The organism is Zhongshania marina, from assembly GCF_002915595.1.
Lineage (GTDB): Bacteria > Pseudomonadota > Gammaproteobacteria > Pseudomonadales > Spongiibacteraceae > Spongiibacter > Spongiibacter marinus_B.
The window spans coordinates 55,822-81,038 of the sequence record NZ_PQGG01000036.1; the positions used below are offsets into that span (position 1 = coordinate 55,822).

23 protein-coding genes and 1 pseudogene are annotated in these 25,217 nt (G+C 49.9%); 4 read left to right on the top strand and 20 right to left on the bottom strand.

Going from position 1 to position 25,217, the window contains the following annotated elements; translation table 11 throughout:
- Positions 1-58: 58 nt before the first annotated feature.
- From C0068_RS15990 to C0068_RS16045, 12 genes and pseudogenes are all read right to left on the bottom strand, one after another.
- The gene (locus tag C0068_RS15990; protein ID WP_103685487.1) at positions 59-844 is read right to left on the bottom strand and encodes an enoyl-CoA hydratase/isomerase family protein; all 786 of its coding nucleotides are present in this window, start codon (positions 842-844) and stop codon (positions 59-61) included.
- Between the two features lie 9 nt (positions 845-853).
- Positions 854-2,056, bottom strand: a complete 1,203-nt coding sequence (locus C0068_RS15995) for an acetyl-CoA acetyltransferase (RefSeq protein ID WP_103685488.1) — start codon at positions 2,054-2,056, stop codon at positions 854-856.
- Positions 2,057-2,060: 4 nt separating this feature from the next.
- Positions 2,061-3,545: a 3-oxoacyl-[acyl-carrier-protein] synthase III C-terminal domain-containing protein gene (locus tag C0068_RS16000; RefSeq protein WP_103685489.1), complete on the bottom strand. Its 1,485-nt coding sequence runs from the start codon at positions 3,543-3,545 to the stop codon at positions 2,061-2,063.
- Between the two features lie 80 nt (positions 3,546-3,625).
- Complete coding sequence (locus C0068_RS16005; RefSeq protein ID WP_103685490.1) at positions 3,626-4,558, bottom strand: alpha/beta hydrolase; 933 nt, start codon at positions 4,556-4,558, stop codon at positions 3,626-3,628.
- Positions 4,558-5,292 (bottom strand): SDR family NAD(P)-dependent oxidoreductase, encoded by a 735-nt coding sequence (locus C0068_RS16010; protein WP_103685491.1) that lies wholly within the window; start codon positions 5,290-5,292, stop codon positions 4,558-4,560. The genes C0068_RS16005 and C0068_RS16010 overlap by 1 nt, the downstream gene beginning before the upstream one ends.
- Before the next feature lie 2 nt (positions 5,293-5,294).
- Positions 5,295-6,119 carry an enoyl-CoA hydratase/isomerase family protein gene (locus C0068_RS16015; RefSeq protein WP_103685492.1) on the bottom strand — a complete coding sequence of 275 codons (825 nt, stop codon included), beginning with the start codon at positions 6,117-6,119 and terminating at the stop codon, positions 5,295-5,297.
- Positions 6,120-6,129: 10 nt separating this feature from the next.
- The gene (locus tag C0068_RS16020) at positions 6,130-6,618 is read right to left on the bottom strand and encodes an aromatic-ring-hydroxylating dioxygenase subunit beta (protein ID WP_103685493.1); all 489 of its coding nucleotides are present in this window, start codon (positions 6,616-6,618) and stop codon (positions 6,130-6,132) included.
- Positions 6,615-7,877: an aromatic ring-hydroxylating oxygenase subunit alpha gene (locus tag C0068_RS16025; protein WP_103685494.1), complete on the bottom strand. Its 1,263-nt coding sequence runs from the start codon at positions 7,875-7,877 to the stop codon at positions 6,615-6,617. The genes C0068_RS16020 and C0068_RS16025 overlap by 4 nt, the downstream gene beginning before the upstream one ends.
- A gap of 182 nt (positions 7,878-8,059) precedes the next feature.
- Positions 8,060-8,218: pseudogene (gene rd, locus C0068_RS16030) on the bottom strand (rubredoxin); the annotation flags it as partial.
- A 66-nt stretch (positions 8,219-8,284) separates the two neighbouring features.
- A complete protein-coding gene (locus C0068_RS16035) occupies positions 8,285-9,181 on the bottom strand; it encodes a fatty acid desaturase (RefSeq protein WP_103685496.1) in 897 nt (298 codons plus the stop codon).
- Between the two features lie 89 nt (positions 9,182-9,270).
- Positions 9,271-9,876 (bottom strand): TetR/AcrR family transcriptional regulator, encoded by a 606-nt coding sequence (locus C0068_RS16040; RefSeq protein ID WP_103685497.1) that lies wholly within the window; start codon positions 9,874-9,876, stop codon positions 9,271-9,273.
- A gap of 111 nt (positions 9,877-9,987) precedes the next feature.
- Complete coding sequence (locus C0068_RS16045; protein ID WP_103685498.1) at positions 9,988-11,166, bottom strand: lipid-transfer protein; 1,179 nt, start codon at positions 11,164-11,166, stop codon at positions 9,988-9,990.
- 521 nt (positions 11,167-11,687) lie between these two features.
- On the opposite strand from C0068_RS16045, the gene C0068_RS16050 reads away from it, so the two are divergent.
- A complete protein-coding gene (locus tag C0068_RS16050) occupies positions 11,688-13,826 on the top strand; it encodes a 3-hydroxyacyl-CoA dehydrogenase NAD-binding domain-containing protein (protein WP_103685499.1) in 2,139 nt (712 codons plus the stop codon).
- 265 nt (positions 13,827-14,091) lie between these two features.
- Here C0068_RS16050 and C0068_RS16055 read toward each other — a convergent pair whose 3' ends face one another.
- The 3 genes from C0068_RS16055 to C0068_RS16065 form a co-directional block, all read right to left on the bottom strand.
- Entirely contained in the window at positions 14,092-14,532 is a 441-nt protein-coding gene (locus tag C0068_RS16055; protein ID WP_434061424.1) for a Fur family transcriptional regulator, read from the bottom strand.
- A 245-nt stretch (positions 14,533-14,777) separates the two neighbouring features.
- The gene (locus C0068_RS16060; RefSeq protein WP_103685501.1) at positions 14,778-16,148 is read right to left on the bottom strand and encodes a 5-methyltetrahydrofolate--homocysteine methyltransferase; all 1,371 of its coding nucleotides are present in this window, start codon (positions 16,146-16,148) and stop codon (positions 14,778-14,780) included.
- A gap of 53 nt (positions 16,149-16,201) precedes the next feature.
- Positions 16,202-18,523, bottom strand: coding sequence for a TonB-dependent receptor (locus C0068_RS16065; RefSeq protein WP_103685512.1), 2,322 nt, complete (start codon positions 18,521-18,523; stop codon positions 16,202-16,204).
- 316 nt (positions 18,524-18,839) lie between these two features.
- On the opposite strand from C0068_RS16065, the gene C0068_RS16070 reads away from it, so the two are divergent.
- Positions 18,840-20,309, top strand: coding sequence for an aldehyde dehydrogenase family protein (locus C0068_RS16070; RefSeq protein WP_103685502.1), 1,470 nt, complete (start codon positions 18,840-18,842; stop codon positions 20,307-20,309).
- A 15-nt stretch (positions 20,310-20,324) separates the two neighbouring features.
- On the opposite strand, the gene tmpT is transcribed toward C0068_RS16070, so the two are convergent.
- Positions 20,325-20,975, bottom strand: a complete 651-nt coding sequence (tmpT, locus tag C0068_RS16075; protein ID WP_103685503.1) for a thiopurine S-methyltransferase — start codon at positions 20,973-20,975, stop codon at positions 20,325-20,327.
- A gap of 104 nt (positions 20,976-21,079) precedes the next feature.
- Between tmpT and C0068_RS16080 the strand changes: the two genes are divergently transcribed.
- Complete coding sequence (locus tag C0068_RS16080; RefSeq protein ID WP_103685504.1) at positions 21,080-21,508, top strand: helix-turn-helix domain-containing protein; 429 nt, start codon at positions 21,080-21,082, stop codon at positions 21,506-21,508.
- A 66-nt stretch (positions 21,509-21,574) separates the two neighbouring features.
- Positions 21,575-22,390, top strand: a complete 816-nt coding sequence (locus tag C0068_RS16085) for an alpha/beta hydrolase (protein ID WP_103685505.1) — start codon at positions 21,575-21,577, stop codon at positions 22,388-22,390.
- Between the two features lie 22 nt (positions 22,391-22,412).
- Here C0068_RS16085 and C0068_RS16090 read toward each other — a convergent pair whose 3' ends face one another.
- The 4 genes from C0068_RS16090 to tnpA all read right to left on the bottom strand — a co-directional run bounded on the left by C0068_RS16090 (position 22,413) and on the right by tnpA (position 25,140).
- Positions 22,413-22,775 carry a glutathione binding-like protein gene (locus C0068_RS16090; protein ID WP_233208843.1) on the bottom strand — a complete coding sequence of 121 codons (363 nt, stop codon included), beginning with the start codon at positions 22,773-22,775 and terminating at the stop codon, positions 22,413-22,415.
- A 137-nt stretch (positions 22,776-22,912) separates the two neighbouring features.
- On the bottom strand, positions 22,913-24,460 hold the full coding sequence (gene tnpC / locus C0068_RS16095; protein ID WP_103682443.1) for an IS66 family transposase: 1,548 nt from the start codon (positions 24,458-24,460) through the stop codon (positions 22,913-22,915).
- 24 nt (positions 24,461-24,484) lie between these two features.
- Positions 24,485-24,841 carry an IS66 family insertion sequence element accessory protein TnpB gene (gene tnpB / locus C0068_RS16100; RefSeq protein WP_103682444.1) on the bottom strand — a complete coding sequence of 119 codons (357 nt, stop codon included), beginning with the start codon at positions 24,839-24,841 and terminating at the stop codon, positions 24,485-24,487.
- Positions 24,841-25,140: an IS66 family insertion sequence element accessory protein TnpA gene (gene tnpA / locus C0068_RS16105; protein ID WP_103682445.1), complete on the bottom strand. Its 300-nt coding sequence runs from the start codon at positions 25,138-25,140 to the stop codon at positions 24,841-24,843. Before tnpA ends, tnpB begins: the two co-directional genes overlap by 1 nt.
- Between the last annotated feature and the right edge of the window lie 77 nt (positions 25,141-25,217).

The following is a 25,217-nucleotide window of genomic DNA, read 5'->3' on the forward strand; positions in this document are numbered from 1 at the left end:
AGCCGGCGCTCGCAATGCGAGTCGCGCGGTATCGCCCTCACAATCTATTGATACAAGCTCAAGCATTATTGGATTCGCTTGGTTTACAAAAATCGGGATCGCGCTTTTCACTAAAAGCAGCAAAGCCTTCTTTAAAATCATCACCCGTTAGCAGAGCTGCTTGATCATCTTCTTCACGCTGCCATTCTTCTTCAAAACTGGCAGAGGGGTGCATCAAACGCTGTTTGATACGGTAAAACGCTTCGGTGGGTAGTGTCGCCATTTGTGCAGCTTGTGTAACTGCCACCGCCATAATGTCTTCTTCACCGGCGTCGGTATCTGCCAAGCCAATCTGCAATGCTTCGGGGGCAAGAATCATTTTGCCGTTGGTCATAATGCGTTTCGCTGTCGCCACGCCAACTCGGGCGGGTAAGGTGCGTAGAGTGCCCCAGTCAGGCACCAATCCTAAACGCATAAACGGAAATAATATTTTGGTACTCTTACCGACTACAATATGATCACCCAATAGTGCCAACCCCACCGCTGCACCGGCACAAAAGCCTTCGACCGCCGATACAACTGGCACCCGCGAATCTGCAACTAAGCGGCACAAACTGTGAATATGGCTCATACGAGCGCGGGCACCAGCTTCATCTAAGCCAGCCATACTCGGCACATCGCCGCCGGCTGAGAACACACCCTCAACACCGCCCAGTACAATTGCCCGACAATCTGGATCGGCCTGCACCTGCTGCAGGGCTTCAATCATCGATTGCCGCACATCGTAGTCAATCGCGTTACGCTTCTCGGCGCGATTAATTAGCAGACGTTTTACATGTGGTGCTGGCTGGTCAATTTTAATCATTGCTAGCCCCTACTCGCCTTCGCGTCCGACGATAGAAATAGAACACACATTCTGGTTGGGCTGACCACCTAAATTGTGAATCAAGCCAGTGCGCGGGTTGGCCAACTGACGTTCGCCAGCACGCCCCAAGAGCTGCAAATACATTTCGTACAGCATACGAATACCGCTAGCGCCAACAGGGTGACCAAAGCACTTCAGACCGCCATCGATCTGACAGGGAATTGCGCCGTCGGCATCAAATTTGCCATCTAGCACGTCTCGCACCGCTCCACCCTCATCCGAAAGACCTAAATCTTCCATAGTGACAAGCTCAGTAATCGAGAAGCAGTCGTGCACTTCGCTCATGCTAATTTCTTCACGGGGGTTTTTAATACCCGCCTCGGCATAGGCTTTTCTTGATGCGATCCGCGCAGTGTGAACGTAGCTACCGTCCCACTGACTTCCCGACATTTCCCAACCGTTAGACACCGCTAATTGCAACGCCTTAAAGGTCACTAAATCTTTCTTACCCATTTCCCGAGCGATTTCAGGACGGGTCACTATCACTGCGGCTGCGCCATCTGAAACCCCACAGCAATCAAACAAACCCAAAGGCTGTGCAATTGTCGGCGCATTCAAGCACTGCTCTATGGTGATTTCTTTACGTAAATGGGCCTTGGGATTTTTCGCGCCGTTGGCGTGACTTTTTACAGACACATGGGAGATGGCGCGCTTAAGCGTTGCCGCATCTACACCGTGCTTCGCACGGTAAGCCGCAGCCAACTGAGCAAAGTTTGCTGGCGCTACCGCCGCCGGATACCACTGGGGAATATAGGTTCCCACGGTGGCAACAGGCAAACCGCCGTAGCCGGTGTCTTTTAGCTTTTCAACACCGAGGGCGATAGCGATATCGCAAGCGCCAGAGGCCACTGCATACACCGCTGCACGCACAGCCTCTGAGCCGCCGGCACAAAAGTTTTCAACCCGGGTCACACCAATATTCGGCAAACGCAGGGCGATACCCATTGGTATACCACCGCGACCAGTGCCGACGTCTTCCATATGGGTCGAAAACCACGCCGCATCTAATTGCTCTGGGGTAATACCGGCATCACTCATTGCTTCGTTATACGCTTCAACCATCAAGTCTTCGGGGCTGGCATCCCAGCGTTCACCAAAGCGGCTGCAGCCCATGCCCAAAATAGCGACTTTATCTTTAATTCCTTGAGGCATTGTTTTACTCCGCTGCAGCAGACGAATCTGCGTTGTTATAGGAAACCGGCTTGGCCTTCCAGAAATAGCGCTTGTAGCCGCGCAGCTCGTCTATGTCTTTAACTCTGAATACCATTTCTACTTCAAAGCCGCTGTCGATATCGCCGGGAGCAACGTCGGTAAACTCCATGAGTACACGACCACCACCAATAAAATCGACCTGACCATATTGATGCGGCGGCGCCATATAAGACGACAAATATTCAGCTGACCAACTTAGCACCTTGCCGCGTTTATCTGCCAAGCTGTATGGCTCTTGGGTGTCTTGCACATGATTACCCGGGGTGTAAGAAATACGTGAAGGCGGGAAGTGCACATCACCACTTTCTTTGCAGCGGCCAGCAATAAAGCCAAGCAGCGATTTGTGATGCCGATAAGAAGTGCTAAGCGCGGTCTTTTTGTCTTGCTCTCCGCGCATACCGCGCTCAAGTTTCAACTGCCCCTTATACGCAAGGAAGCGGGTGTAGCTGGTTTCTTCTTTACCACTAGCCAATTGCGCGGCCAGACCGCGAACAGGTTTAAAACCTGAAATAGCGTCGGTGACACGCAATACCACGGTGTTACAGCCACTACCAAATTGACTTAGTACAATAATCTGCCCTGGCTGCGCTGACTCCAAAACGCCGGCAAGCATAATCAAACCCTGCGCAGTACCGCAGTCGCCCAATTCCGCCGAGAAATTATCGACCACCGCTGCCTCATTAATTCCGCAGCGCTTGGCAAGTTGCGCATCTGCTTTTTTAAACACCGAGGGGAAAATAAAGTAATTCACATCTGCTGCGTTAATACCGGCCTTTTCCAAAGCGGCATTCACAGACTTAGGACCGAGTTTGGCAATGCCTTCATCACGCACCCAACGCTCTTCCCAATGGTAATCAATCTCTTCGCCCTGCAGACGGAAGTGATCAACAAAATCGACGGTATGACTGGCACTTGCCAAAACTTCGGCAAGGACATTTTCTGTGCCGACGGTGATAGCGGCTGCACCATCTGCGTAATCTAATTCCTGTGCGCTAGCTGCGCGAGTACGGCGATGACTGGCGGCTACGAGCAAGCTCGCTTCGGCATCGGCCTTGGCCGCGCTAACAGCCTGCGCCAAACTGCTCAGGGCAATACTTTGTGCACCGCCAAGATCATTGGCAACAACGTCATCTGCCAAGCCCAAAGCCCCGGCCAAAATGCCCGCATTGAGGCGCTCAGCAAAGGGCAAATTTTCTGAAGCGAGCATGACTTTAGCAAATGCCTGACGATCTACAGACTCCGGCAAAGCATCACGCGCTGCCGCTACTGCCATAGTAATAGCGTCTTCATCCCAATTTGCCATACTGCGATGGCCGCGCCCCTTGCCTTTTAAATTTGGGGCAAACCACGCATTAGCATCTACCACCGCCTTGCGGCTCAGTCGCAGATGGGGAATATAAACACCGTATCCTGTTATCCCGATAGTCACATTGCTACTCCGTAGTTCAAACAGACCTCATTGCCTGTTGTGCCATTCACCCGATATTCGTAAACGTCGAGCTGGCGAAATTAATCGTGTAAAACCCAGTGGCGCTGCAAAAACTCACCGATCTGCGTTATTGCCGTGCGGGCATCTTCCAATTCTTCAGCAAACTGCTGAAAGACATGGATCATTTCATCCCACACGCTGCACTCAATTTTTACACCTTGCTCAGCCGCTACTTTGGCAAAGGAAAGCGTGTCGTCTAAACCGGTTTCGCGATCGCCAATTTGCAATAAAAGTGGTGGCAAACCAGAAAGATTGCCAAACAATGGCGATGCGAGTGGATTTTTGCGATCGCCGTCTTTGCCTAGGTATTGATTGGCAAGCGCATCCAGCATAAAACGCTGGTGAATCGGATCACTTTTAGCGCGGGTTTCGTAGCTCTCACCACTCAGCGTCATATCCAACCATGCAGAGATAAGTACCGCAGCCGCAGGTAGCGGAAGACTTTCATCCCGCAGGGCTAACAGAGCGCCAGCGGCAAGACCACCACCTGCGGAATCCCCAGCAAGCGCCAAGTGATCTGCAGAAAAGCCTTTTTTCAGCAGGGCCTTATAGACCGTGACGGCGTCCTCAATGGGCGCAGGAAAAGGATGCTCAGGGCACATGCGGTAATTCACGCCGAGCACCTGACAATTACTGGCAGCAGAAATTCTAACCATTAAATCGTGGTGCGACACCACCGAACCCATTTTGTAACCGCCGCCGTGAAAATACAGCAGAACACGATCGCGACGAGTATTCGGCGCAGAGATCCAGCGCACCGCGACACCATCTATTTTATCGTCGCGATACTCACTTGGCTGACTGTCATTCCAGAACAGCCGGTCCCAGTCTTCGCGCATGGTTTCCACAGAGGTATCTCGGCGCCACCCACCGTAGACTTTCTGAATACGAGCGATAACAGTCTCGACCTGAGATTTTTTCTCTGCCAACTTTTCGCTGCTTAACTCGCTCATTAGCAACCCATTCCACCAGACACGCCGATGGTCTCACCGGTAATAAAGCCGGCTTCGTCAGAAGCTAAAAACGCCACGGTTGCCGCCACCTCTTCCGGTGTGCCTAGGCGACCGAGCAGAGTTGATGCCTCCATCGCCTTTAGCAATTTTTCGCCGCCCTCTTCAACCGCAGTGCGGAGCAAGGGGGTGTCTACTGGGCCGGGCGCGATAACATTGGCGGTAATGCCCAAGCGACCATTTTCACGGGCCAAGGATTTTGTAAAAGCAATAACACCACCTTTGGCTGCAGCGTAAACCGAGCCGCCACGTGAACCTTGACGACCAGCTTCAGAGCCAATATTGATAATGCGACCAAAGCCCGCCGCCTGCATGGCAGGCAGAGCAGCATGGCTGGTTGCCAATACCGCTTGCAGATTTACATTCAATAAATACTGCCATTCACTGAAGGTCGTTTTAGTAAAAAAAGCGTGCTGATCGATTCCGGCATTGTTAACCACAACATCGAAGGGACCGTGCTGACTGACGGTATCGTGGCAAGCTTGGATATCTGAGACATCCAACTCCACTGCCTTGGCACCGGTCATTTCAACCACTGCCGCAGCGGACGCCATATCACGCGCGGAAAAAACCACATCACAACCTTCCGCGACCAGACGCTTAACTATTGCCGCCCCGATTCCTTTGCCACCACCGGTGACAAAAGCGCGACGGCCTTTAAGAGATTTATGCTGCATATTTACTCGCCTTTAAACTGGGGAGCCCGACGTTCTATCACTGCAGCAAGGCCTTCAGAAACATCTTTAGTTCGGCATAGATTGGCAACCGTACGCGCTTCTTCCGGCATCGCAGCATCAATACCCAAACCAATTCCAGTCCAAAGTAAACGTTTTGTTGCTGCCAACGCCATCGGCGCGCCTTCGGCCATTTTTCGAGCGTACTTCATGGCCTCTTCTTGGAGTTGATCGTCAGCAACTATTTTATTAATCAAACCCAGCGACAGCGCCTCATCAGCACCCATAGTCGGGTTCATCAATAGCATTTCAGCCGCCTTACGAGCACCCACCAAACGCGGCAAGGTCACTGACAAACCAGCGTCGGGTGCCATCGCTACTCGAGTTGCACCGGCGAGGTATTTACTAGACTGACCGGCGATAACAATATCGCTGGCGCAGACTAATCCCATGCCACCACCGCCAGCGGCAAAGCCCTGAACAGCGGCAATCACAGGTGCATCTAAATGCACCATGGCGGTAATAGCCACTTGCAGATGCAAGGTTGCCTGACGAATATATTCACGCAGATCACTGCCTTTTGAGGCAAAGGTATGCACATCGCCACCGGCACAGAAGTTCGCGCCCTTGCCGGTAAGCAATACCACGCGAACGCGGCGGTCACCGTGGCATACCATCAGTGCGGCATACAGTGCTTCAAGGGTGGGAATGTCTAAGCCATTAGCTGACTCAGGGCGATTCAATTGCAGGTGCGCCACGCCGCTATCAAGCGTCAGCAACGCCGCGCCCTCTCCGATCAATACTTCTGGATTGGTCTTGGCTTCGCTCATCGCTGACTCCTTAAACTAGGAAAGATAGGGTGTAGAGTGGTTTTTCGTTATTCACCAACACCACTTTTTTACGCGCCATACGGAAACCCTCTTCGGTGCGACGCAGTAAAAATTCATTACGGGTCGCCCAGACAGTGTCGGCACGCAAATTACATTCAAAAATCATCGCGTTGCTGGCGACTTTAACTTCATCGCCATTCACGTCTAGAATTTCTATATTCGATACCACGCGGCCCAATGAAGACGCCGGCGCTTGGGTGTGACGTTTACCCGTGTAGAACTGCTTTATACGCAGGCCGATACGTGAGCGGTTGTCATAAATAATTGACATCTGCTCTTCTGGGTCGATGTCCGCGCCATTGGCAGGCACCCAATAAATCGCGTCGTCGGTCCACAGTGCCTCCCACTCGCTGTACAGATTACTGTCCTGCAAGCGCGCTTCCATATACAAAAATTGCTGAACCTCGGCCAATAAGGCCAGATCTATTTGGCTACTCATTCTGCCTCCATCAATTCGCGGTAGTGACGCCAAATGCCACGCGACGTTACTTCGTCAGTTGCATCACCCACCATAAAGCCTTCTTCGTCGCGACGTTCACGGTGCTTACCACGACCAAGATAATTCCACTCTGGCATCTTACTTTTTACGCCGCGTTGGGTGCGCTCGTACATTTCTGAGTCATCGGCCAATAAGAAACCGGCAGGCCCAACCGAGCCCATCGTCTGCTGACGCAGACGACGGTTCAAATCTGGCGCGCCTTTAAATTGCAGCGCAGTGACGTGCTGAATACTTTCATCTACAGCCAACGGCTGTATCACAAAAATTTGAATTTCTGCGATGAACAAATTCGGGAAAATCATGACGTGAGGGGTACCGTCGATCATAATTTCCCGCGCTTTTTCTTCGCCGTAAGCGGCTTTCATTTTTTCAACATAATCCGGCAGGCGCGCTTCATTGGTGCCAAACCAGTTCATAGGCTTGTCGATGCGACGGAATTCGGGACGCAGATCGTTTTCTGTGTGACCGTCACCTAGATCCCGTGCAACCGCCGTAGAGTCACTGCTGTACAGATCGCCGATACCACTTTTGGCGATACTAAAGATTGAGGCATGCACAAACTGCGGGTGGTAGCCGTCAGTTTCGTTCTCAACAATAAACTTCCAGTTAGCCTTGGCGCGGTGCTGCAGGAAACCAGCGGTAATTTCCACTTCGCCCTCTGGCGAGGTTTGCACCAAACGGTCAATCGCGTCGCGACCGCCCGCACCCAAATGCTCTTCTAAACTTGGGCCTTCGTCGGCAAAGCTGCCAAACACAAAGCCTTTATACTCGGCAACGCGATTAACCTGACCTAGGCCAAGCTCGCTGCGGTCTGCGGTGTCGTAACCATCAGGAAAGGGGAAGCCGCGCAGCTCACCGCTATTAGAGAAGGTCCAGCCGTGGTAAGGGCAGGTAAATGAACCACGGTTACCCTTGGCCTGCAGACATACCTGGTTTGCGCGGTGCGGACAGCGGTTGAGCAACAGGCGAATGACGCCGTCACGACCACGGGTCATAATCAGTGGCTGAGGCCCAATCGATTTAGACACAAAATCATTGGCATTGGGGACTTCACTGGCGTGACCGACATATACCCAAGTTTTATACCAAATTTTTTCCAGCTCAAGCTGAAAGATCGCCTCATCGGTATACACAGAACCATGCACACGGTCGGACTGAATTAAGTCCGCGATATTTGGTGTTGAAGATTGACTTTCCATCACCCTACTCTCGTTAAATTGAGGTTTTTACCGGCCACAGACTAGGCCGGCGCTTATACAACTGCATATCCACACTACGGCAACCATTCACAGTAAATACGGTATTCTCAGCAGAGATAACTTTACGGAGATGTGTCGCAGCGGAGATCGTCGTTTCCGACGAATAGCAGCAAGGATCACTCTTCGATTAGATCGTAGTCTTCTTTGCCGACGCCACAATCTGGGCACATCCAATCGTCGGGGATATCCTCAAACTTGGTACCAGGGGCGATTCCACTATCTGGATCACCCAAACGCTCATCGTAGATATGTGAGCAAAAACGGCATTGATAACGGCGCATAATTCTCTCCTTCTTGACCAGCCTCGCATCGAACCGGCCTTATCGTTTATGACTACTTTTAATAATTTATTCAGGCTGACCGGGGTAAATCGTCGGCCGAATTGCAAAGCCATGCTGAACAGCCAAATCTTTGCGACGCAGCTGCACTTCCAGCAAGCGGAACACTTTTTCATTGTTGTAAAAGGGCGTCATAGGATAGAGGTGGTGAATCAAATGGTAGTTTTGGTACTGCAACACCGGATTCATCAACCACTCAAAACCTTCACGAATCGTGGTGGCGCGGGTGTAGTTCTCTTCCTGCGACACATCGTGTGGCACATGCGGCAGCCAGAAAAAGCTAAAACCCAAAAACAACAGAATCAAACGCGATGGCAAAAACCACAACATAAACACTTCTAGGGCGTAGCCGTAGTAGCTAAGCACTGCAATCACAACAATGACAAGCGCCAAACGACGCAGACACGCCTTCAAAAATGGCCCAGACACTTTATCGCCGTGGCGCAAGGCGTATACAAAGTAAACCGCGTCAATTGCCATCCAACGGAAAGGCAGGGTGTACCACGCGCCATTAAATGCCTTATCAGGGTCGCGGTCGCCGCTTGCAAAACGGTGGTGCAGAATATGCGCCCAACGGAACATGCGCACATCGACATAGGGCAACACCAAATTTAAACCCAGCTGACCAACACCGTCGTTCACCTTGGTATTGCTAGATACTGCGCGGTGAATCGAGTCGTGAATAACACTAAATGCGAGATAACCCACCACCGAGTTCAATATGGTTCCCACCCACAGCGGCCACTGACCGCTACCGCACAAGCTGTATGTCAGCGCGTAAGACAGGGTCAAGGCCACCGTCATCGCAATGGTTGGCCACGAATACTTTGGCGTACTGGTTAAGCGCTTAAACTCCGCTCGCTGCTCAACACTTAACTCATCTAATGGAACTGCTGCTCTGCTCATTGCTTCCTCCTGCGCAGCCGCGCTGCATCTAATTATCTTGTTTTCTTTGTCGTCACTTCACATCGTCGCAAGCGACGAGACACTAAAAATCAATCTTCAATCATCGCGCTGCCGAGCAGACGCTGAATCAACGGCACGACTATTTCGTCTAACTCCATGCCATGCACCAACTGGTCTGCAGTGTGCAGGCTTAACAAACCGTGCAAGGCAACCCAAAAATGGTGGGCAATTTCACGCGCCTGCCCCCGCAAAAGCCCCGCATCAATACAGCGCTGCAATACCGCCACAACGTGGTCGAATACATCGCGACGCGCCGCCAAGACATCGGGATATAACTCTGGCGACGGCTGTTCCGTCGCAAAAATCAACATGTAATCCTCGGGATGCTCCCGCGCAAAGGTCAAATATCCCTCGGCAACAGACTGTACTTTGCCCAGCGGGCTGTCTGCGCGGGACTCATATTCCCGAACATAGGCCTCAAAGGTTGCCAAGGCATCTGCCCGCATCCGCGCCAACAGCGCCTCTTTGTTTTCAAAATAGCGGTACGGCAGGGTGTGACTAATACCCGCCGCCTCTGCGATACGCCTAAAACTCAACGCCGACAGCCCTTCGCGGCGATAGACGTCCAATGCTGTCGTCGACAAACGCTCACGCATTGACTCCATCTCGTCTTCACTTAGCTGTATTCGTGGCATCGCAGACCGCCTTCAAAGCAATAATAAACACTGTTAAATTTACAGTGTTTATTATTAACTGAAAAAGAAGGCCTGTGCAAGTTTTAAGCGACACAGGCCTACAATTTCTGATTAAATTTTGTACATTGTTACCACGGCCGCACCACCCAAACCAAGGTTGTGCTGTAAAGCCACTCGGGCACCTTCAACCTGACGATCTTCAGCCATACCGCGCAAATGCCAGCACAATTCAACACACTGCGCCACGCCGGTAGCGCCAATCGGGTGCCCCTTAGACATCAAACCACCCGATGGATTTACCACCACGCGACCACCGTAGGTATTGTCGCCATCGTTTATAAACTTGCTGGCTTCACCTTCACCGCAAAGACCTAAACCTTCATAGGTGATAACTTCATTTGGAGTAAAGCAGTCATGCAATTCAACAACATTTACATCCTCCGGCCCCATACCAGCCTGCTCGTAAGCAACCGCAGCAGCGCGGCGCGTCATTTGCGCACCAACCAAGTTCATTGCTGAATCCCAGCTATCGCTGTGATCCGTCGCCATACCCTGCCCCGCTATTTCTACACCATGATTAATGCCATGACGTTTTGCGAAGTCTTCGCTACACACAATTGCCGCCGCCGCACCGCAGGTTGGTGGGCAGGCCATAAAGCGGGTTAAATGTGGCTCGTAAATGACCGGTGAGGTCATCACCTCTTCCAAAGTCATTGGCTTGGTAAAGAGCGCATAAGGGTTTTTCATTGCGTGATTGCGGGTCTTTACCGCAACCTTGCCAAAAATATCCGGATTGGCATCGTATTTCTTCAAGTAATCCATACCGCCGGCACCAAAGACGCAAGGCGCGGGACCAGCCTGCGTTACCGCGTAACCGAGGCGATTCAAATGTCCTGTAAAATCTTCAAACGGGCTTGGGCGATCATCCCAAGATGTACCCAGTGCACCGGGGCGCATCTGTTCAAACCCTACAACCAACGCGCATTCAAGCATGCCGCCAGCAACTGCTTGGCGCGCAAGAAATAGCGCCGTAGAACCGCTAGAGCAATTATTGTTCACATTAATAATGGGAATGGCGGTCTCACCAACACGATACAAGGCTTTTTGACCGCAGGTGCTATCACCATAGATATAACTTGCGTAGGCTTGCTGCACTTCGCTGTACTCAATACCCGCATCTTTCAATGCCAGACGTACCGCCTTTTCTGCCATTACATCGTAATCTTCGTTTTGACCTGGTTTGGCAAACTTCACCATACCCACGCCGGCAACTATCGCTTTTTCGCTCATTGTATTTACTTACCCATAGAATGCGTTTTTAAAAGGCCTACATCAGCAGGATCGCAGACCCGATAAAACCAGAATTTGTAAGGTAAATACTCCACTACAGCAGGGTATATCTCGTCGTCGGATCAGACGATTTTCCTAGTCCCTACAGAATAATCAACCTCAAAAAAGTAACCGACCAAAGTAATCTAATTCCATTTCAAGCGACGCATTCGTCGGAACCGACGAGAATAAAAGCCTTCACGCACGCCTACAATAACTGCATAAATGACTAAATAGACTTAGAGTGCGCGCCTAAATACAGAAAGTATCCGGTACAAACCGCAATGCGACTCAACACGAACACACAGTTTGCCTGTGTAAACAACGCACTGATACTTACATTCTTTAAGATCATATCATTCGTTGTTTGGGTGCTCGCCATTCTTATCGGCTTACTGGCATTTTTCTCGTAAAACTAAGCGTTCAGCACAATTCAGTAACACCTGAAACGCAGCACACAATTTGGATGGCAAGGATTTAACATGAGCAACTCACTTTATTCAGGCAATTTTCTGCGCATAGATCAACTGGATAATGGCATCGCCGAACTTTGCCTCGACAACCTCAATGCGCCAGTAAACACACTCAGCGTAGAGTTCCGTGAAGAATTGCGCGACGCGCTAGCCACACTTCCTCTAGATGGAATAAATGGTTTGCTGCTCAGCAGCGCAAAGCCTGGCTTTTTAGCGGGCGCCAATATCGACGAACTTGAAACCCTGCTAGCCAAAACCACCGCACAACAAATTGAATTTTGTGAAAACACCGCGGCGGTGCTCTGCCAATTAGAGGACCTGCCCTTTCCGAGTGTATGTGCGGTAAACGGCTTTGCCTTGGGTGGCGGTTTAGAAGTCGCCTTATGTACCGACTACCGCCTAGCAACGGACAGCGCGCTGCTCGGCTTTCCAGAAGTAGGTCTGGGTGTGTTACCCGGTGTCGGCGGCACCGTAAAATCACCGCGCCTAGCTGGCTTTGAAACTGCATTAGAATGGTTAAGCAGTGGCCGTCAGTACAGTGGCAAACATGCCCTGAGTGCCGGCATGGTAGATGATATTGCCGATGACAATTCGCTCAGAGAAAAATCACTCGCGCTATTAAACGAGGCCATAAGCGGCAAGCTCGACTGGCAGCAGCGCCGCAGGCAACGCAAGGGCAGTGTCGAGATAAATACCGAGGCGCTAGAAAACAGCTTTGCTAAATTTAAACGCAGCGCCAAGCACTATCCCGCTGCTAATACAATTTGCGAACTACTTCAGCGCTGCGCTCCGCTTGATCGCGACGCCGCCCTAAGCGAAGAAGCAGCCTGCTTCTCGCAACTAGCCCAAAGCACCACCGCCAAGGCCTTGGTTGCGGTATATCAGGCCCAGCAATCACTGAAAAAGAAGAACAAGCGCTACGCCAATAAAGAAACAATAGAAAAAGCGGGCGTACTCGGCGCCGGTATTATGGGTGGTGGTATTGCCTATACCACTGCGCTGCGCGGCACCCCCGTTATTATGAAGGACATTCAACAAAGCGCCGTAGAACTGGGGCTGAAAGAAGCACGTAAACTACTCGGCAAGCAAGTTAGCCAACAGCGCATTAGCCAAGACAAGGCCGATACAATTTTGTCTTCGATACTAGGTCAACTCGATTTCGCTGATTTCGACAGCCTCGATATTATTGCTGAGGCCGTCGTCGAAAAACTAGAAATCAAACAAGCAGTACTGGCAGAAACCGCTAAGAACAGCAGAGCAGACGCCGTATTGGCATCAAACACCTCATCGCTGCGTATTAGTGATATCGCCGCAGGCCTAGACAACCCCGCCCAGCTCGTCGGCATGCACTTCTTTAACCCAGTACACATGATGCCCTTGGTAGAAGTTGTCAAAGGGCCGCAGAGTAGCGATCAGGCGGTTGCCAAAACCATCGCCTATGCGCTGCAAATGGGTAAAACACCTTTACTCGTCAAAGACTGCTCAGGTTTTCTGATCAACCGTATTCTCGGCGCCTACTTCGCGGCGTTTTCTTTGTTGATCCGCGAGGGCGTCGACTTCCAGCGTATCGACAATATTATGACCGCGTGGGGTCTACCAATGGGGCCAGCCTACCTACTCGACGTAGCTGGCCTAGACACCCTCGACAAAGCTATGCGAATTTTGGGCGAGGCTTATCCAGACGTCATGGCGGCGAATTTTGAAACCGCGATAAATACCCTCGCCAAAGAGGGCCGCTACGGTCAAAAAACCGGCGCCGGATTTTATCAATATCAGGCGGATGACAAAGGACGCCCGCAGCGTAGCAACGATCCAAAAACGACAGCGTTACTTGCCGCAAACCAAATCGGAAGTGCGAATACTATTAGCGATCAAGATATTGAAGACAGATTGGTACTGGCCATGTTGCTTGAAGCCAGCCGCTGCTTGAATGAAGGGATTTGCGAATCTGCCGAAGATATCGATACCGGCATGCGCCTAGGTACGGGCTTCCCCGCGCATTTCTGTGGCCCGCTATGGTATGCAGACAACAAAGGTTTAGACTGGGTAATGGACGGCTGTGAACGTTTTGCAAGTCTCGGCGGTATGTATGCAGCCGATAGCGGATTGATAGAGCGCGCCAAAAACAAGGGCTCGTTTTACAGCTAATAAATTTGCCTCACAAATTTGCTAATGCATTCGAACTCGTATTAACAATTTGTAAGGCAAATTCAGCTAAAAGTTTGAAACAAACACTCGCATCGACACTCTGAATATCTCTGCCTTGCCCCAGATACGCCCCACACTGCGTATTTGGGCTCTCTCCAAAAGCGGCAGATTTTTTGCGCCCAACCCACGGGCGCTTTTTTTTGACTGCAGCAATGTATAAAAAAATAGTCTTTATTTGCTAACAGCTAGTACCCTAGCAGTACTATCAAGCGGCACTTGCCATGCATTTATCGCAGAGACACTGCAACTCCAATTGTGAATTCAGTAGCTTATAGCCAGCATCAGCAACCTGCAGATCCAACTCGTCAATAATGCGTTTCGAAATGGCAATTTCTTTGACGTTTTGGCATTTACTGCAAATTAAAAATTGCGGGACTTCATGGGCGTGGCTACAGGCGATGTGCGAACAGGCGACGTATTTATTCGTCGAGCTGAGTTTGTGTACCAACAACTCAGACTCCAAATAATCCAAAATTCGGTAAACCGACATCGTCGGCATCGATGCTTCTGCGTTTTTATTATAGGCATCAGCCACTTCATACGCCGACATGGGGGTAGTTGATACCAGCAACAGCTCCAATATGCGCTTGCGCTTCTCGGTTAGACGACCACCGGAGTCGGCACAGATATCCTGCGCTTTACCCATAATGGTATTCAGTCGCTGTTGTTTCAAAGCCGTATCTCCAAGTAACGCTCGAGTTATTGTGAGCATAACTCACCGATGCCGCTATATTCTCTCAAAACCTGGGCAAAGACTAAATATATGCAGCTAAATTACTTAAACACCTCCCTTTGGTGAAATAGCCCTCGATGCTCTTGCTGTTTACTCTACAAAAAAAAGCGGAAGCAGAGCTTCCGCAAATACCTGACAGAGACTAGAAATAGCGATTCTTAATGGTCATGCTCTTCTGCAATACCCAACCAAGTAATCATACTAGGTACATAATCCAGCTCAATTTCACCGCTAACCTCAAAGGTGTCTAAGTCCACAATCACAATATGCTGAGAAATGGGGTCTGCAATATAGACCGTATGGCCATTTTGCGAGAACGTCATTGAGAAGTTAGCGCCCTCTGGCATCGCGCTAAGATCAGCACCGGTGATTTCTATGCGCCCGCTGTATTCCCAGTGGGTGTAATCCCCTTCTTGGTGAGGTGTTATTTGTGTGAGATAGCCTTGATTATCCAAAATAACAAATTGCTCAGCCTCATAGGCAAAGCCACGTGCCACAGGCTTGGCATTTTCAAGTGGCTCCCAGTCTACTAACTCAAGCTCACCTAAAACCGGATCAATAACAAAAAATTGGCTCACATCACCGGAGGAAGCAAGCCCAATAAACTGCTCACTAGCTTCATGCCCCCAAATACTGCCGATACGCGCACCTTCAATAAGGGAGTCTGGGTTGTCGATCTTTTGCGCACTGTAATCGCCATTGTCGCCCTCAATCGCGAGTAAAACGCCGTCACTACATCCGAAAACGACATGCCCTTCGTTCTGCGCGGCACCATGTAAATCGGGGCAAGCTAGGTCTAGTGTTTGCTCCAGCGCATAACTGCCATTGTGAAGGTGGTAGACGCCAACCTGATCAGGAAGGATGACATTATTAGAGCTGCTATCTTCATCGTCGCGACGAATAGTAGATAGTAAGTGCTCGCCTCTAGGCTCCGCCACCCCATGCATAGGCATATCAAAATTTATTTGAGCTGGTATGCCAGCCCCTGCGATTAACTCATCAGTAATAACTTGAACCGAGGCATTACTATCGGCAGCCGCATCACCATCATAAAAAATGGCCACTTCGCCATCATGTGCAACAAAGTGCGTTGGCCGACTTCCAGCAAGGCTGAAATTAATAAGTTTTGGCATAGAGGAATACAAATCAAAATGATCATCATGGGGTTCCTGCCACAAGCCGCCATCAACAAAGCTTACTTTATTGGCATTGCGCTCGATCAATGCTGCATAACGATATGTACCCGAGGCGTAAACCGAACTCGGTATAGCATCTAGTGCAATTGATGTAATTAAATCATTATCGTCTAAATCAAAAACCTCGGCCTGCAGCTCACCGGAGTTAAGTACAAATAGCCGCCCGCCCGCTTCACCACCATGATTGTGATCATCATGGTCGTCGTCATCGGTAACGATAGGCTCTCTTTCAACGATTCTAGTATCGCCACCGCCACACGCGGTAAGCGCCAGCACCGCACTCATTGCCATAACAAGAGCCTGCAGCTTAAATATTGTATTCTGTTGTTTCATTTCTCATCCTTAAAATGTAAATGTGAATTAATGGGGTTACCGAATTCCTAGCACTAAAATTCGCCGCGAATACCGACGGTAAAATTGCGCCCAGGTCGCGGAGCGATATCTTTAATAAAGGAGGTGTGAACAAGGGCCTCGGTATCACCGAGGTTTTCCGCTTTCAAAAATAGCGTTACGTCTTTAGAACCTATTGGCAGCCGGTAGCTTACGCTTGCATCAACCATGTCGTAGCCGTCGGTGGTCGTTTCCAAATCCGCCACATCGCTCTGCTTGGCATACCGCGTCCAACTTAGCGTTGCGCTAGTGCGCTCACCGCTATACTCCAAGTCCGCACCAAAACGTAATGGCGGTGTTCGCGGCAGCACTGTGCCGTCACTCAGCTCTGCGTGAACATAGTCGGAAAACACAGTGGTTTGCCAATGCTGATTTAGTTTCCAGATTCCCTGAGCTTCGAAGCCATAGAATTCCGCGTCTGCATGACTAAACAGATACACAGGTAATTCATCTTCGTGCTCGCCTTCGCCGCCGTGATCGTGGTCGTGCCCACTCTCAGCGAATAAGCCTGTTGCACCTTGGTAATAGTAGTCGTCAATTTGGTTATAAAAGAAATTTAAAATAATTCCGACATCACCTTCGTGCTTACGAAAAGTTAGGTCGATATTATTTGAGGTTTCTAGCTCGAAATCAGAATCGCTTAAAGCAAAATGCAGCTCGCCATCCTCTTCATGCAGTGCAAACAGTGCCCCCACCTCATAGGCGCCCGTACCAATATGAGGACCAAATGATAATAACTCTGACGCTGACGGCGCGCGCTGAGACCGCGAAACCGAAATACCGAGGTTATAACCGGGCATAAAATCCCACACAGCGCCCAGCGATACACTGAATGGACTGAAGTCATGATCTACTGCAAATACGCGGCTTACTTCATCGCCGTGGTCGTGGTGTTCCTCCTCGGCATCGTGCCCGTGCACCTCAATACTCGGCAACAACACCCTATCTGCACTTACGGTAACATGTTCTATACGCGCACCCATTTGCACTAACACATCACCAAAGTGCCGCTCTTCCATTAGCGCCAGTGCGAAGGTTTCGGATTCTGACGGCGGTGTAAATGCCTCTTCACCCTCAGCCTCAACTTCACTATTTTTATAATGTAAATTTATTGCCCCCTTCCAATGCGCCAACTCTCGGTGAAATAAATCTACCCGCAACTCTGAGCTTTGATTGAAAAACTGCGTACCTACCACGCCACCCTCAATTTCAGAATGGCTATAATCTGTGTAGGAGGCTCGGGTGTGAATGGCGTTTAGCCATGGTGAATCTAGGTTTATTTCACTTATTAATTGGTACCTGTCCTGTTCTAAATCAGCGTATACACCCTCTTCTTCGCCCTCATGCCCTCCGTGACTATGGCCAGGGATTCCGTATTCTCTGTCTAAACGACCTACTGAAATACCAACATAGCCATTGTCCAATAAATAGCTGCTGCCCAAGGTATAACCACTCGATTCCTCATCGCTATTGGCAACAGTCTTCTCCCCATCCAGCGCAACTGGTACATCATAGTCATCTGATTCCCGGCTGAACCCATCGACATAAAATGCAAAATTGTCCGTACCACTGCTGGCATTAAACGACGCCAGATTTTGCTTATCGACGGATTCTCGGCTCAATAAAACTTCACCACGGGTTTCAGAGCTAATGGGCACCCGTCTATCCACCACATTTACAACACCGCCGATCGCGCCACTGCCGTAGAACAAAGTTGCAGGGCCGCGTAATACTTCCAACTGCTGGGCGGTTGACACCTCGGATGCCACCGAATGATCTGGCCCCACCCGCGACACATCACTCACATCCAAGTTATTCTGGGTAATTAAAACCCGTGGCCCGCTTAGGCCACGTATTACCGGCGTGCTCGCAACTGAGCCATGAAAATTGGTGTTTACACCGGGCTGGCGACCCAAACTATCGCCCAAGGTCGCGGCCTGCTGTCTGCGCAAGGCGTCACCACTCAACACCGTAACCGGTACAGACGATTCAATAACAGAGGCGTGAACCGGCAAGCCAATGACATCGACTTGCTCGATAACGGTATTCGATAGGGTGACCACAATAGCCCCATCTTCTTGCTCATGTAGATGTAGCATACGGTGGCTATATCCCGCCGCCATCACATGAATTTCATTGCTATCACCCTGCAAAAAAAATCGACCTTGCTCGTCAGTAACAACTGCCTGAGCAGAGCTAAGCCCTTTAACGATGGCCCCCGCAACCGGCGCTCCCCTATCATTCACTACAACGCCCTCTACGGCATAAGCCTTTATAGAGGCCAGCGCAAGGACACCAAGCAATAGCTTGTATTTCATTTTTCTCTCCAATAATGCGATTGCAAACATTCGCCAAATTAGGTCCAGTCTGCCTCGTAAAATATTCCTATAGACCTAGTCGTCACCCGCCAACATTAGAGATATGATATACCATATCATTAATAAGTCAAAGACACCTCTTCGAAATATCCCGCTGTGAGTCGCGTACTCAATTCTTAAAATGACGCCGCCGACGGAAATTAATAACCTTTTATGTAATTTCGTCTTAATCGACGAGAACACCACGATCAGCAGCCCTCATGATGTAGCCTACCCATCTATACCAATTTCAGACGGCAATTAATTCGGATCTACTATGGAAAACGCGCGCAGTACCAACACCCAAACTAATCAGCACACGAGCAAGCTTGGCTGCTTAACGCCAGAGCTAAATTCGCGGATACAGCAGATATTTTCTGGGCAGGCCAAAACCGCTATCGCGCTTAGAAAATCCAGTACCGAGGAACGAATCGCTAAACTAAAGCGCCTGCGCAGCGTGATCATGGATCACCAGCAAGCAATCATCGACGCAGCACAAAAAGACTTTGGGCGCAGCCCCGCCGAAGTCGAATTCACCGAATTAATGCCAGTGATTATGGAAATTTCTGACCACTGCAAGCACCTTAAAAAGTGGCTAAAACCCCGCCGCGCAAAAATGTCGGCGATGATGTTTGGCAGCAGCTCTTACACCCAATACGAAGCCCGTGGTCGCTGCCTGATTATTGCGCCGTGGAATTATCCGGTCACCCTTTGTCTGGGCCCATTGGTGCCGGCTATTGCCTGCGGCAATACCGTTATTATTAAAACCTCTGAAATGGCACCCAACTTTTCTAAGGTGTTGGTGAGTATCGTTAATAGCTGCTTTGATGAAAATGAAGTCGCCATCATTGAGGGTGACGCGAGTGTTGCATCCGCCTTATTAGACCTGCCCTTCGACCACATGTTTTTTACCGGAGCGCCCAATATCGGCAAAATTGTAATGAGCGCAGCGGCGAAACACCTAAGTAGTGTCACCTTGGAACTGGGTGGAAAATCGCCGATTATTATCGACGAAACCGCCGACCTAGAATTAGCCGCACGAACCATCGCATGGGGTAAGTACATCAACAATGGCCAGACCTGCATCGCACCCGACCACATTTACGTTCACCAGTCGGTGATGCAAGACTTCACCCACGCGATCACCAATGCGATGAACGAATGGTATGGCGAAGGCATGGCAGCCAAAACCAGCCAGCTAGCTCGTATTATTAACCGTCGCCACACCGAGCGGGTAAATGGTTTACTGCAGGATGCGAAAGAACACGGCGCGAAAGTGGTTTACGGCGGTGCAGTTGATTTAGACACCAACTTTATTTCACCGACTCTGCTAAGCGATATTCCAGACCATGCCCGCATCATGCAAGAAGAAATTTTTGGCCCACTACTGCCACTCATTTCCTATAACGCTTTGGATGAAGTGATTAATAAAATCAACAGCCAGCCCAAACCATTGGCGCTGTATATATGGAGCAGAAACAAAAATAATGCAGATAGAATTATTGCCGAAACCACCGCAGGTGGCACCTGCGTAAATCATATTGCCGCGCATTTCTTAGATCAAAACCTGCCCTTTGGCGGCGTCAATAATTCGGGAATCGGCAGCTATCACGGCGAGTGGGGTATTCGCGCCTTTGCCCACGAGCGCGCCATTGTGCGCTCGCACTATATGACCGCGAAGATGTTCTTCCCCCCTTACACGCCGCGTATCCGCAAAATACTCGGTCTGGTTTTAAAATACATTTAATTCCAGCAATGACTGCTAAGGCCTATCAACTTCTGGCCTTAGCAGGTACACCACCTCCTCAGCCTTAACCTGCCCTTTTAAGCCACCCGCCACAGCAATACGCTCCACGCACGCAATGGCGTAGTGTTCTTCGTAATGGTCATGCAGCTCTTTTTTAGTCACAGAAAAAGGTGGGCCATCATGCACACTCTGATCATACTCAAAGCAAATCACCAACTGCTGCGCGTGGTGTGAAATATCCTTAAGGAGCTGGGTATATTTACATCGCATTGCAAATGGCAGGGCCACTAAGGCAGCGCGATCATATATAGCATCTACCGACTGAAGTATCTCTGCGTTCAATTCAAAAATATCGCCAAGATAAATATCTATATTGCTAGCAGAATAATGCAGCAATTTACCTACTGGCTTGACCTGAGCAGTCACCCCCAGCTCAGCAAACAATTCTTTTACTGCTATTTCACTTAGCTCTGCACCAACAACGCGGTAATTATTTGCCAACAACCAGGCAATGTCCTTGGTCTTACCGCATAACGGAATAAACACCCGGTCACCCGCCGACAAGGCAAGTTGGCTGAAATGCGCTTTTAATAATGGATTCCCCTGCTCTTGGTGAAAACCAATCTCCTTTGCACTCCATCGACTATGCCAAAATTCTGCATCCATATACGCCCCCTAAACTATTCATCCCATCAATAAACTTGCTTGTGAATAGCAAGTACGAAAGATAGCATACAAGTTCAAGTCGACTTTAAGTCAAGAGGAAAACCGTGGATATTGGCGAAGTGGCAAAAGCCTCGGGATTAGCCCCATCTACTCTCAGGTATTACGAGGAAATCGGACTAATCCAATCTAGTGGTCGTAAGGGCTTAAGACGACTATTTCAGCCTAAAGTACTTCAGGAGTTAGCGCTAATCTCTTTAGGCAAAAAGGCTGGCTTCTCCTTAGATGATATACGCGGGATGTTTACTCAGCGCGGACCAGAAATTGATCGCGGCCAATTGCTAGAGAAAGCGAATGAGCTAGATAACAAAATCGCTGAGTTAAGCGCCATCCGCGACGGGCTGCGCCACGCCGCGGCATGCAAAGCAGCGAATCATTTAGAATACCCAAGCTTTCTGCGCTTGCTCCGTATTGCGGGTAAAAACCGAAATAGAGCTACGCTTAGTAAACCCCCTGCAAAATCCAGTCGCAGCTAATATCCGTAAACTGGACTATTCACGCATATACATGCGCCACCGATATCTAGATTAAGACCATAACTTATGAAAATCTTCCTTATCTTTACAGCCATTCTATTTATTCTCGGCTGCTCCACACTGGCCTTTAATAAATCCGCCGACGTTCAAAAAATTGAAAATGTGGTCTATAAGAAAATCGATGGCCAATCGCTGGGCGGCGATATGTATATTCCCAATATAGCCGGCAATAAGCCCGCCGTTGTTGTCGTACACGGCGGCGGCTGGACAAACCGTAGCGGCAAAATGGAAGGCATTAGCGCCAAGCTCGCCCGCGCGGGATTTGTCGTCTACAACATTACCTACCGACTCGCACCCGAAAGCCGACACCCTGCGCAAATGAATGACGTGTCAGATGCCCTCGCGTGGCTATATCAGCACGCAGACAAATATGAAATTGATAGCAGTAATATCAGTGGCTGGGGTTACTCTGCGGGGGCCCATTTAATATTGATGGCCGGATTAGACCGACAAGATGCGCCGCAATTACGCAGCATCGTCGCCGGCGGCACTCCCGCCGACCTGACTCGCTGGCCCAACTCACCACTGGTACTAAAGCTTATTGGCGAGCCTATGGCGAAAGCTAAGGCAGAATGGGTAGACGCTTCCCCCGTCAACCACGTCACTAAAAATTCACCACCGGTATTTTTATACCACGGGCAATGGGACACCCTAGTCGAACCAGAGCAAATGGCGTTAATGGCAGATGCTCTAAGGCAAAAAGACATTCCCGTAGAAACGTATACCGTGAATTTTTTAGGGCACATATTGACCTACGCGATGGCAGGCAGCGCCGAGCGCCGCGGTATCGAATTTGTGCGGGCGCACAAAGCGAGCAAATAAATTAATAAGACCCAAGGCATTATTAGATTTTGACAATAGGCATATAAGCCGCCTGCGATTCTATTCGGCTAAACCACCGCTTTATATGCTTGTAGGTTGACAGGTCGTACTCGCCCTCTTCCGCCACATGGGTGTATGCATATAAGGCAATATCCGCCACGCTGTAAGCGTTCCCAGCAAAAAAATCGCGATCTTTTAAATGGGATTCCATTACATTCAGCGCCGCGTAGCCCAATGGCATGCGTTGTTCTATTTGACTTAAATTTGCCTGCTTGTCCTTTAATATTGAGATCCAAAATCGTAACGTCGCAATATAGGGTTCATGGCTATATTGTTCAAAGAACAGTAAGCGCTCAACAAACCCCGCCCAATTAATTATTTGCAAACTCAGATAATGCACCTATAGTTTTCTACAGGCTCTGGATGAGTCTACAGCATGGAAGGTAATCTCAAGGATGAGGGGCAGCAAGGGATTGGATGGCGTTGCCAAGAAGGCGACTGCCTTCCTGCTACTTTTCTGTATTAGGCGTTTGCCCACGGCAACAATGCCTGTAATTCTTCGGTTGTTGTCATACTTGGTAATTGATTAAAGACTTTGCACAAATACACGTAAGGCTCAAGGCCATTGGCTTTTGCCGTTTCGATTAAACTATAAATAGCGGCGCTGGTATGAGCACCTCTAGGCGTTGCGCTAAACAGCCAGTTCTTGCGACCTATAACAAAAGGCCGGATGGCATTCTCGGCAAGGTTGTTATCAATATTCACGTCACCATCTTCCGTGTATCGAATCAACTTTTCCCAATTTTTATTGAGATAACCCAGTGCGGTACCCAGCAGGCCTTTGGGCAAGGTACTGTGTAAAGTTTTGTCCAACCACTCCCTAAGGGCATTGAGGATCGGAACGCTTTTGTCTTGTCGCAGCTGGTGACGGGCTTCGCTGCTCGCGTCCTTCGCCTGCTTTTCGATAGCATACAGCTTGGCAATATAGTTAATGGCCACATCGGCCTTGCCGGTGCGGGTAGTCTTTTTGTCTTTGGAGATAGCCGCCTTTTGGGCATCAATGAATTTACGGCGTGCGTGTGCCCAGCACCCCACATGGCTAATATCTTCTTGGCGGCCGACGGCATGGTAGCCTGCATAGTCATCGGTTTGCAGATAACCACTAAAACCCGTGAGTAAGTTCTTCGCCACGCTGCCAGCGCGACTCGGCGCATAGTCATACAACACGATGGGGTGATCTGGGGCGCCACTACGCCTGACCCACATATACGATTGGCTACTCGCGGGCCTGTCCGGTTCGTTTAATACCTGAAGCGGCGTTTCGTCGCACTGGATGATTTTGCCTCGGCGAAGCTCGTGATCAAGCTGGGTGATGAGTGGCGCGATCAATTCGCCGCTGCGCATCATCCAATTCGCGAGGGTGTTGCGGGGGATATCAATTTCCATCCGTTTGAAGATGGCTTCTTGGCGGTGCAGCGGCAGCGCATCTTGGTATTTCGCGGTAGCGATATACGCCAGTAGGCCTGGGCTCGCATTGCTCTTTGGAATGGGCTGTGCGGGTAATGCGGCGGTACATACTGTCGACTCACACGCTTTGCAGGCGTATTTCAGTCGGGCGTGTACTAAGACTTGGACGGTTGCGGGAATGATATCCAACTGCTCGCTGGTGTCTTCGCCAATATGCGTTAGCGCACAACCGCAGTCACAGACTTTCTCTACATCAGACAGGTCATGTTCGATACGGACGCGAGGCAAGTCAGCAGGCAACGATTTACGACCACGAGATTTGCGACGCTCGTATTGGATCGTTTCGGTTTCGGCGTCATCCGTGTTTTCGCTAAGGTCGTCTTCAGAAGCAGGCTCAGCCGCTTCGGCTTCATTAAACAGCTCGGCCTGTTCGTCCGACTTCTCGCTACTGGCCGCAAAGCGTTTATGCCTGAGTAAACGCACTTGCTCTTCGAGTAACGAGATGCGTTTATCCTTCTCATTGAGGCGAAGTTCTTTCTCAAACAGCAAAGCTTTGAGTGCAGAAATATCATCGGGAAGTGTGTTGGTGGGAGGCGGTGTCATGCTGTGTATTATATCAAAAGTGAGTCAGCTAACCGAATCAAAATACAAGGTTTCATGCGGTTTATTGCGCCAAATATCCAAGCCATCAAGCAAAAAGTTTAAGTCGCGACCATCGCGTAATTCATAGCCGGATTCGCATTGGCGAGGCCATTTAAAGCGCTGCTTTTCTAGGCGCTTATACCAGACCACAAAACCGTTTCGCTCCCAATACAGAAGTTTGATTTTATCCCGGCCACGATTACAAAATACAAATAGCACCTCCATCATCGGCGAGAGCGCCAGCTCGGTTTCAACCAGCGCGGCCAATCCGTTGATGGACTTGCGCATATCCACCGGAGCCATGTACAAATAGACCTCAACATGGGAGGTCGGCCGCAGCATCAGTTCGACTCCCGCAGGATATGTAGTACCACGGGCAAGACAACAGGCAAATCGTTGGCGGATAATTCCAATCGAACGCCCAGCGGCAAATTCATGATCATACGAGATGAGGTCGGCATACCGCCCAGCTTCATTAATTTCGCAGCCGGTTCTTTTGCGGGGCTCAGCCGATTACGCCAATAAGCAAAGTTGTGAAACTTGATCTCATGCTGCTTGCAATACGCAGCTTGAGATAGGTTGCTGCCTTGCCAAGCAGAGACGTGGTCTTGCCAGAATTGTGTTTTGTTGATTGTGTTCATGGACGACTCCTCAGCTTAAAACTGAAGAGTAAATCTACCGCGACGAAATTATTAGATGGGGTTTATTGAGCGCTTAC

Bases quoted from the DNA above. Each gene is read 5' to 3' on its own strand.
- C0068_RS16035 (WP_103685496.1), bottom strand. From the start codon at position 9,181: ATGAGCAGAGCAGCAGTTCCATTAGATGAGTTAAGTGTTGAGCAGCGA.
- C0068_RS15990 (WP_103685487.1), bottom strand. From the start codon at position 844: ATGATTAAAATTGACCAGCCAGCACCACATGTAAAACGTCTGCTAATT.
- tnpC (WP_103682443.1), bottom strand. From the start codon at position 24,460: ATGACACCGCCTCCCACCAACACACTTCCCGATGATATTTCTGCACTC.
- C0068_RS16005 (WP_103685490.1), bottom strand. From the start codon at position 4,558: ATGAGCGAGTTAAGCAGCGAAAAGTTGGCAGAGAAAAAATCTCAGGTC.
- C0068_RS16055 (WP_434061424.1), bottom strand. From the start codon at position 14,532: ATGGGTAAAGCGCAGGATATCTGTGCCGACTCCGGTGGTCGTCTAACC.
- C0068_RS16050 (WP_103685499.1), top strand. From the start codon at position 11,688: ATGAGCAACTCACTTTATTCAGGCAATTTTCTGCGCATAGATCAACTG.
- C0068_RS16010 (WP_103685491.1), bottom strand. From the start codon at position 5,292: ATGCAGCATAAATCTCTTAAAGGCCGTCGCGCTTTTGTCACCGGTGGT.
- C0068_RS16060 (WP_103685501.1), bottom strand. From the start codon at position 16,148: ATGAAACAACAGAATACAATATTTAAGCTGCAGGCTCTTGTTATGGCA.
- tnpB (WP_103682444.1), bottom strand. From the start codon at position 24,841: ATGCTGCGGCCGACCTCCCATGTTGAGGTCTATTTGTACATGGCTCCG.
- C0068_RS16085 (WP_103685505.1), top strand. From the start codon at position 21,575: ATGAAAATCTTCCTTATCTTTACAGCCATTCTATTTATTCTCGGCTGC.
- C0068_RS16065 (WP_103685512.1), bottom strand. From the start codon at position 18,523: ATGAAATACAAGCTATTGCTTGGTGTCCTTGCGCTGGCCTCTATAAAG.
- tmpT (WP_103685503.1), bottom strand. From the start codon at position 20,975: ATGGATGCAGAATTTTGGCATAGTCGATGGAGTGCAAAGGAGATTGGT.
- C0068_RS16040 (WP_103685497.1), bottom strand. From the start codon at position 9,876: ATGCCACGAATACAGCTAAGTGAAGACGAGATGGAGTCAATGCGTGAG.
- C0068_RS15995 (WP_103685488.1), bottom strand. From the start codon at position 2,056: ATGCCTCAAGGAATTAAAGATAAAGTCGCTATTTTGGGCATGGGCTGC.
- C0068_RS16015 (WP_103685492.1), bottom strand. From the start codon at position 6,119: ATGAGCGAAGCCAAGACCAATCCAGAAGTATTGATCGGAGAGGGCGCG.
- tnpA (WP_103682445.1), bottom strand. From the start codon at position 25,140: ATGAACACAATCAACAAAACACAATTCTGGCAAGACCACGTCTCTGCT.
- C0068_RS16025 (WP_103685494.1), bottom strand. From the start codon at position 7,877: ATGGAAAGTCAATCTTCAACACCAAATATCGCGGACTTAATTCAGTCC.
- C0068_RS16020 (WP_103685493.1), bottom strand. From the start codon at position 6,618: ATGAGTAGCCAAATAGATCTGGCCTTATTGGCCGAGGTTCAGCAATTT.
- C0068_RS16045 (WP_103685498.1), bottom strand. From the start codon at position 11,166: ATGAGCGAAAAAGCGATAGTTGCCGGCGTGGGTATGGTGAAGTTTGCC.
- C0068_RS16070 (WP_103685502.1), top strand. From the start codon at position 18,840: ATGGAAAACGCGCGCAGTACCAACACCCAAACTAATCAGCACACGAGC.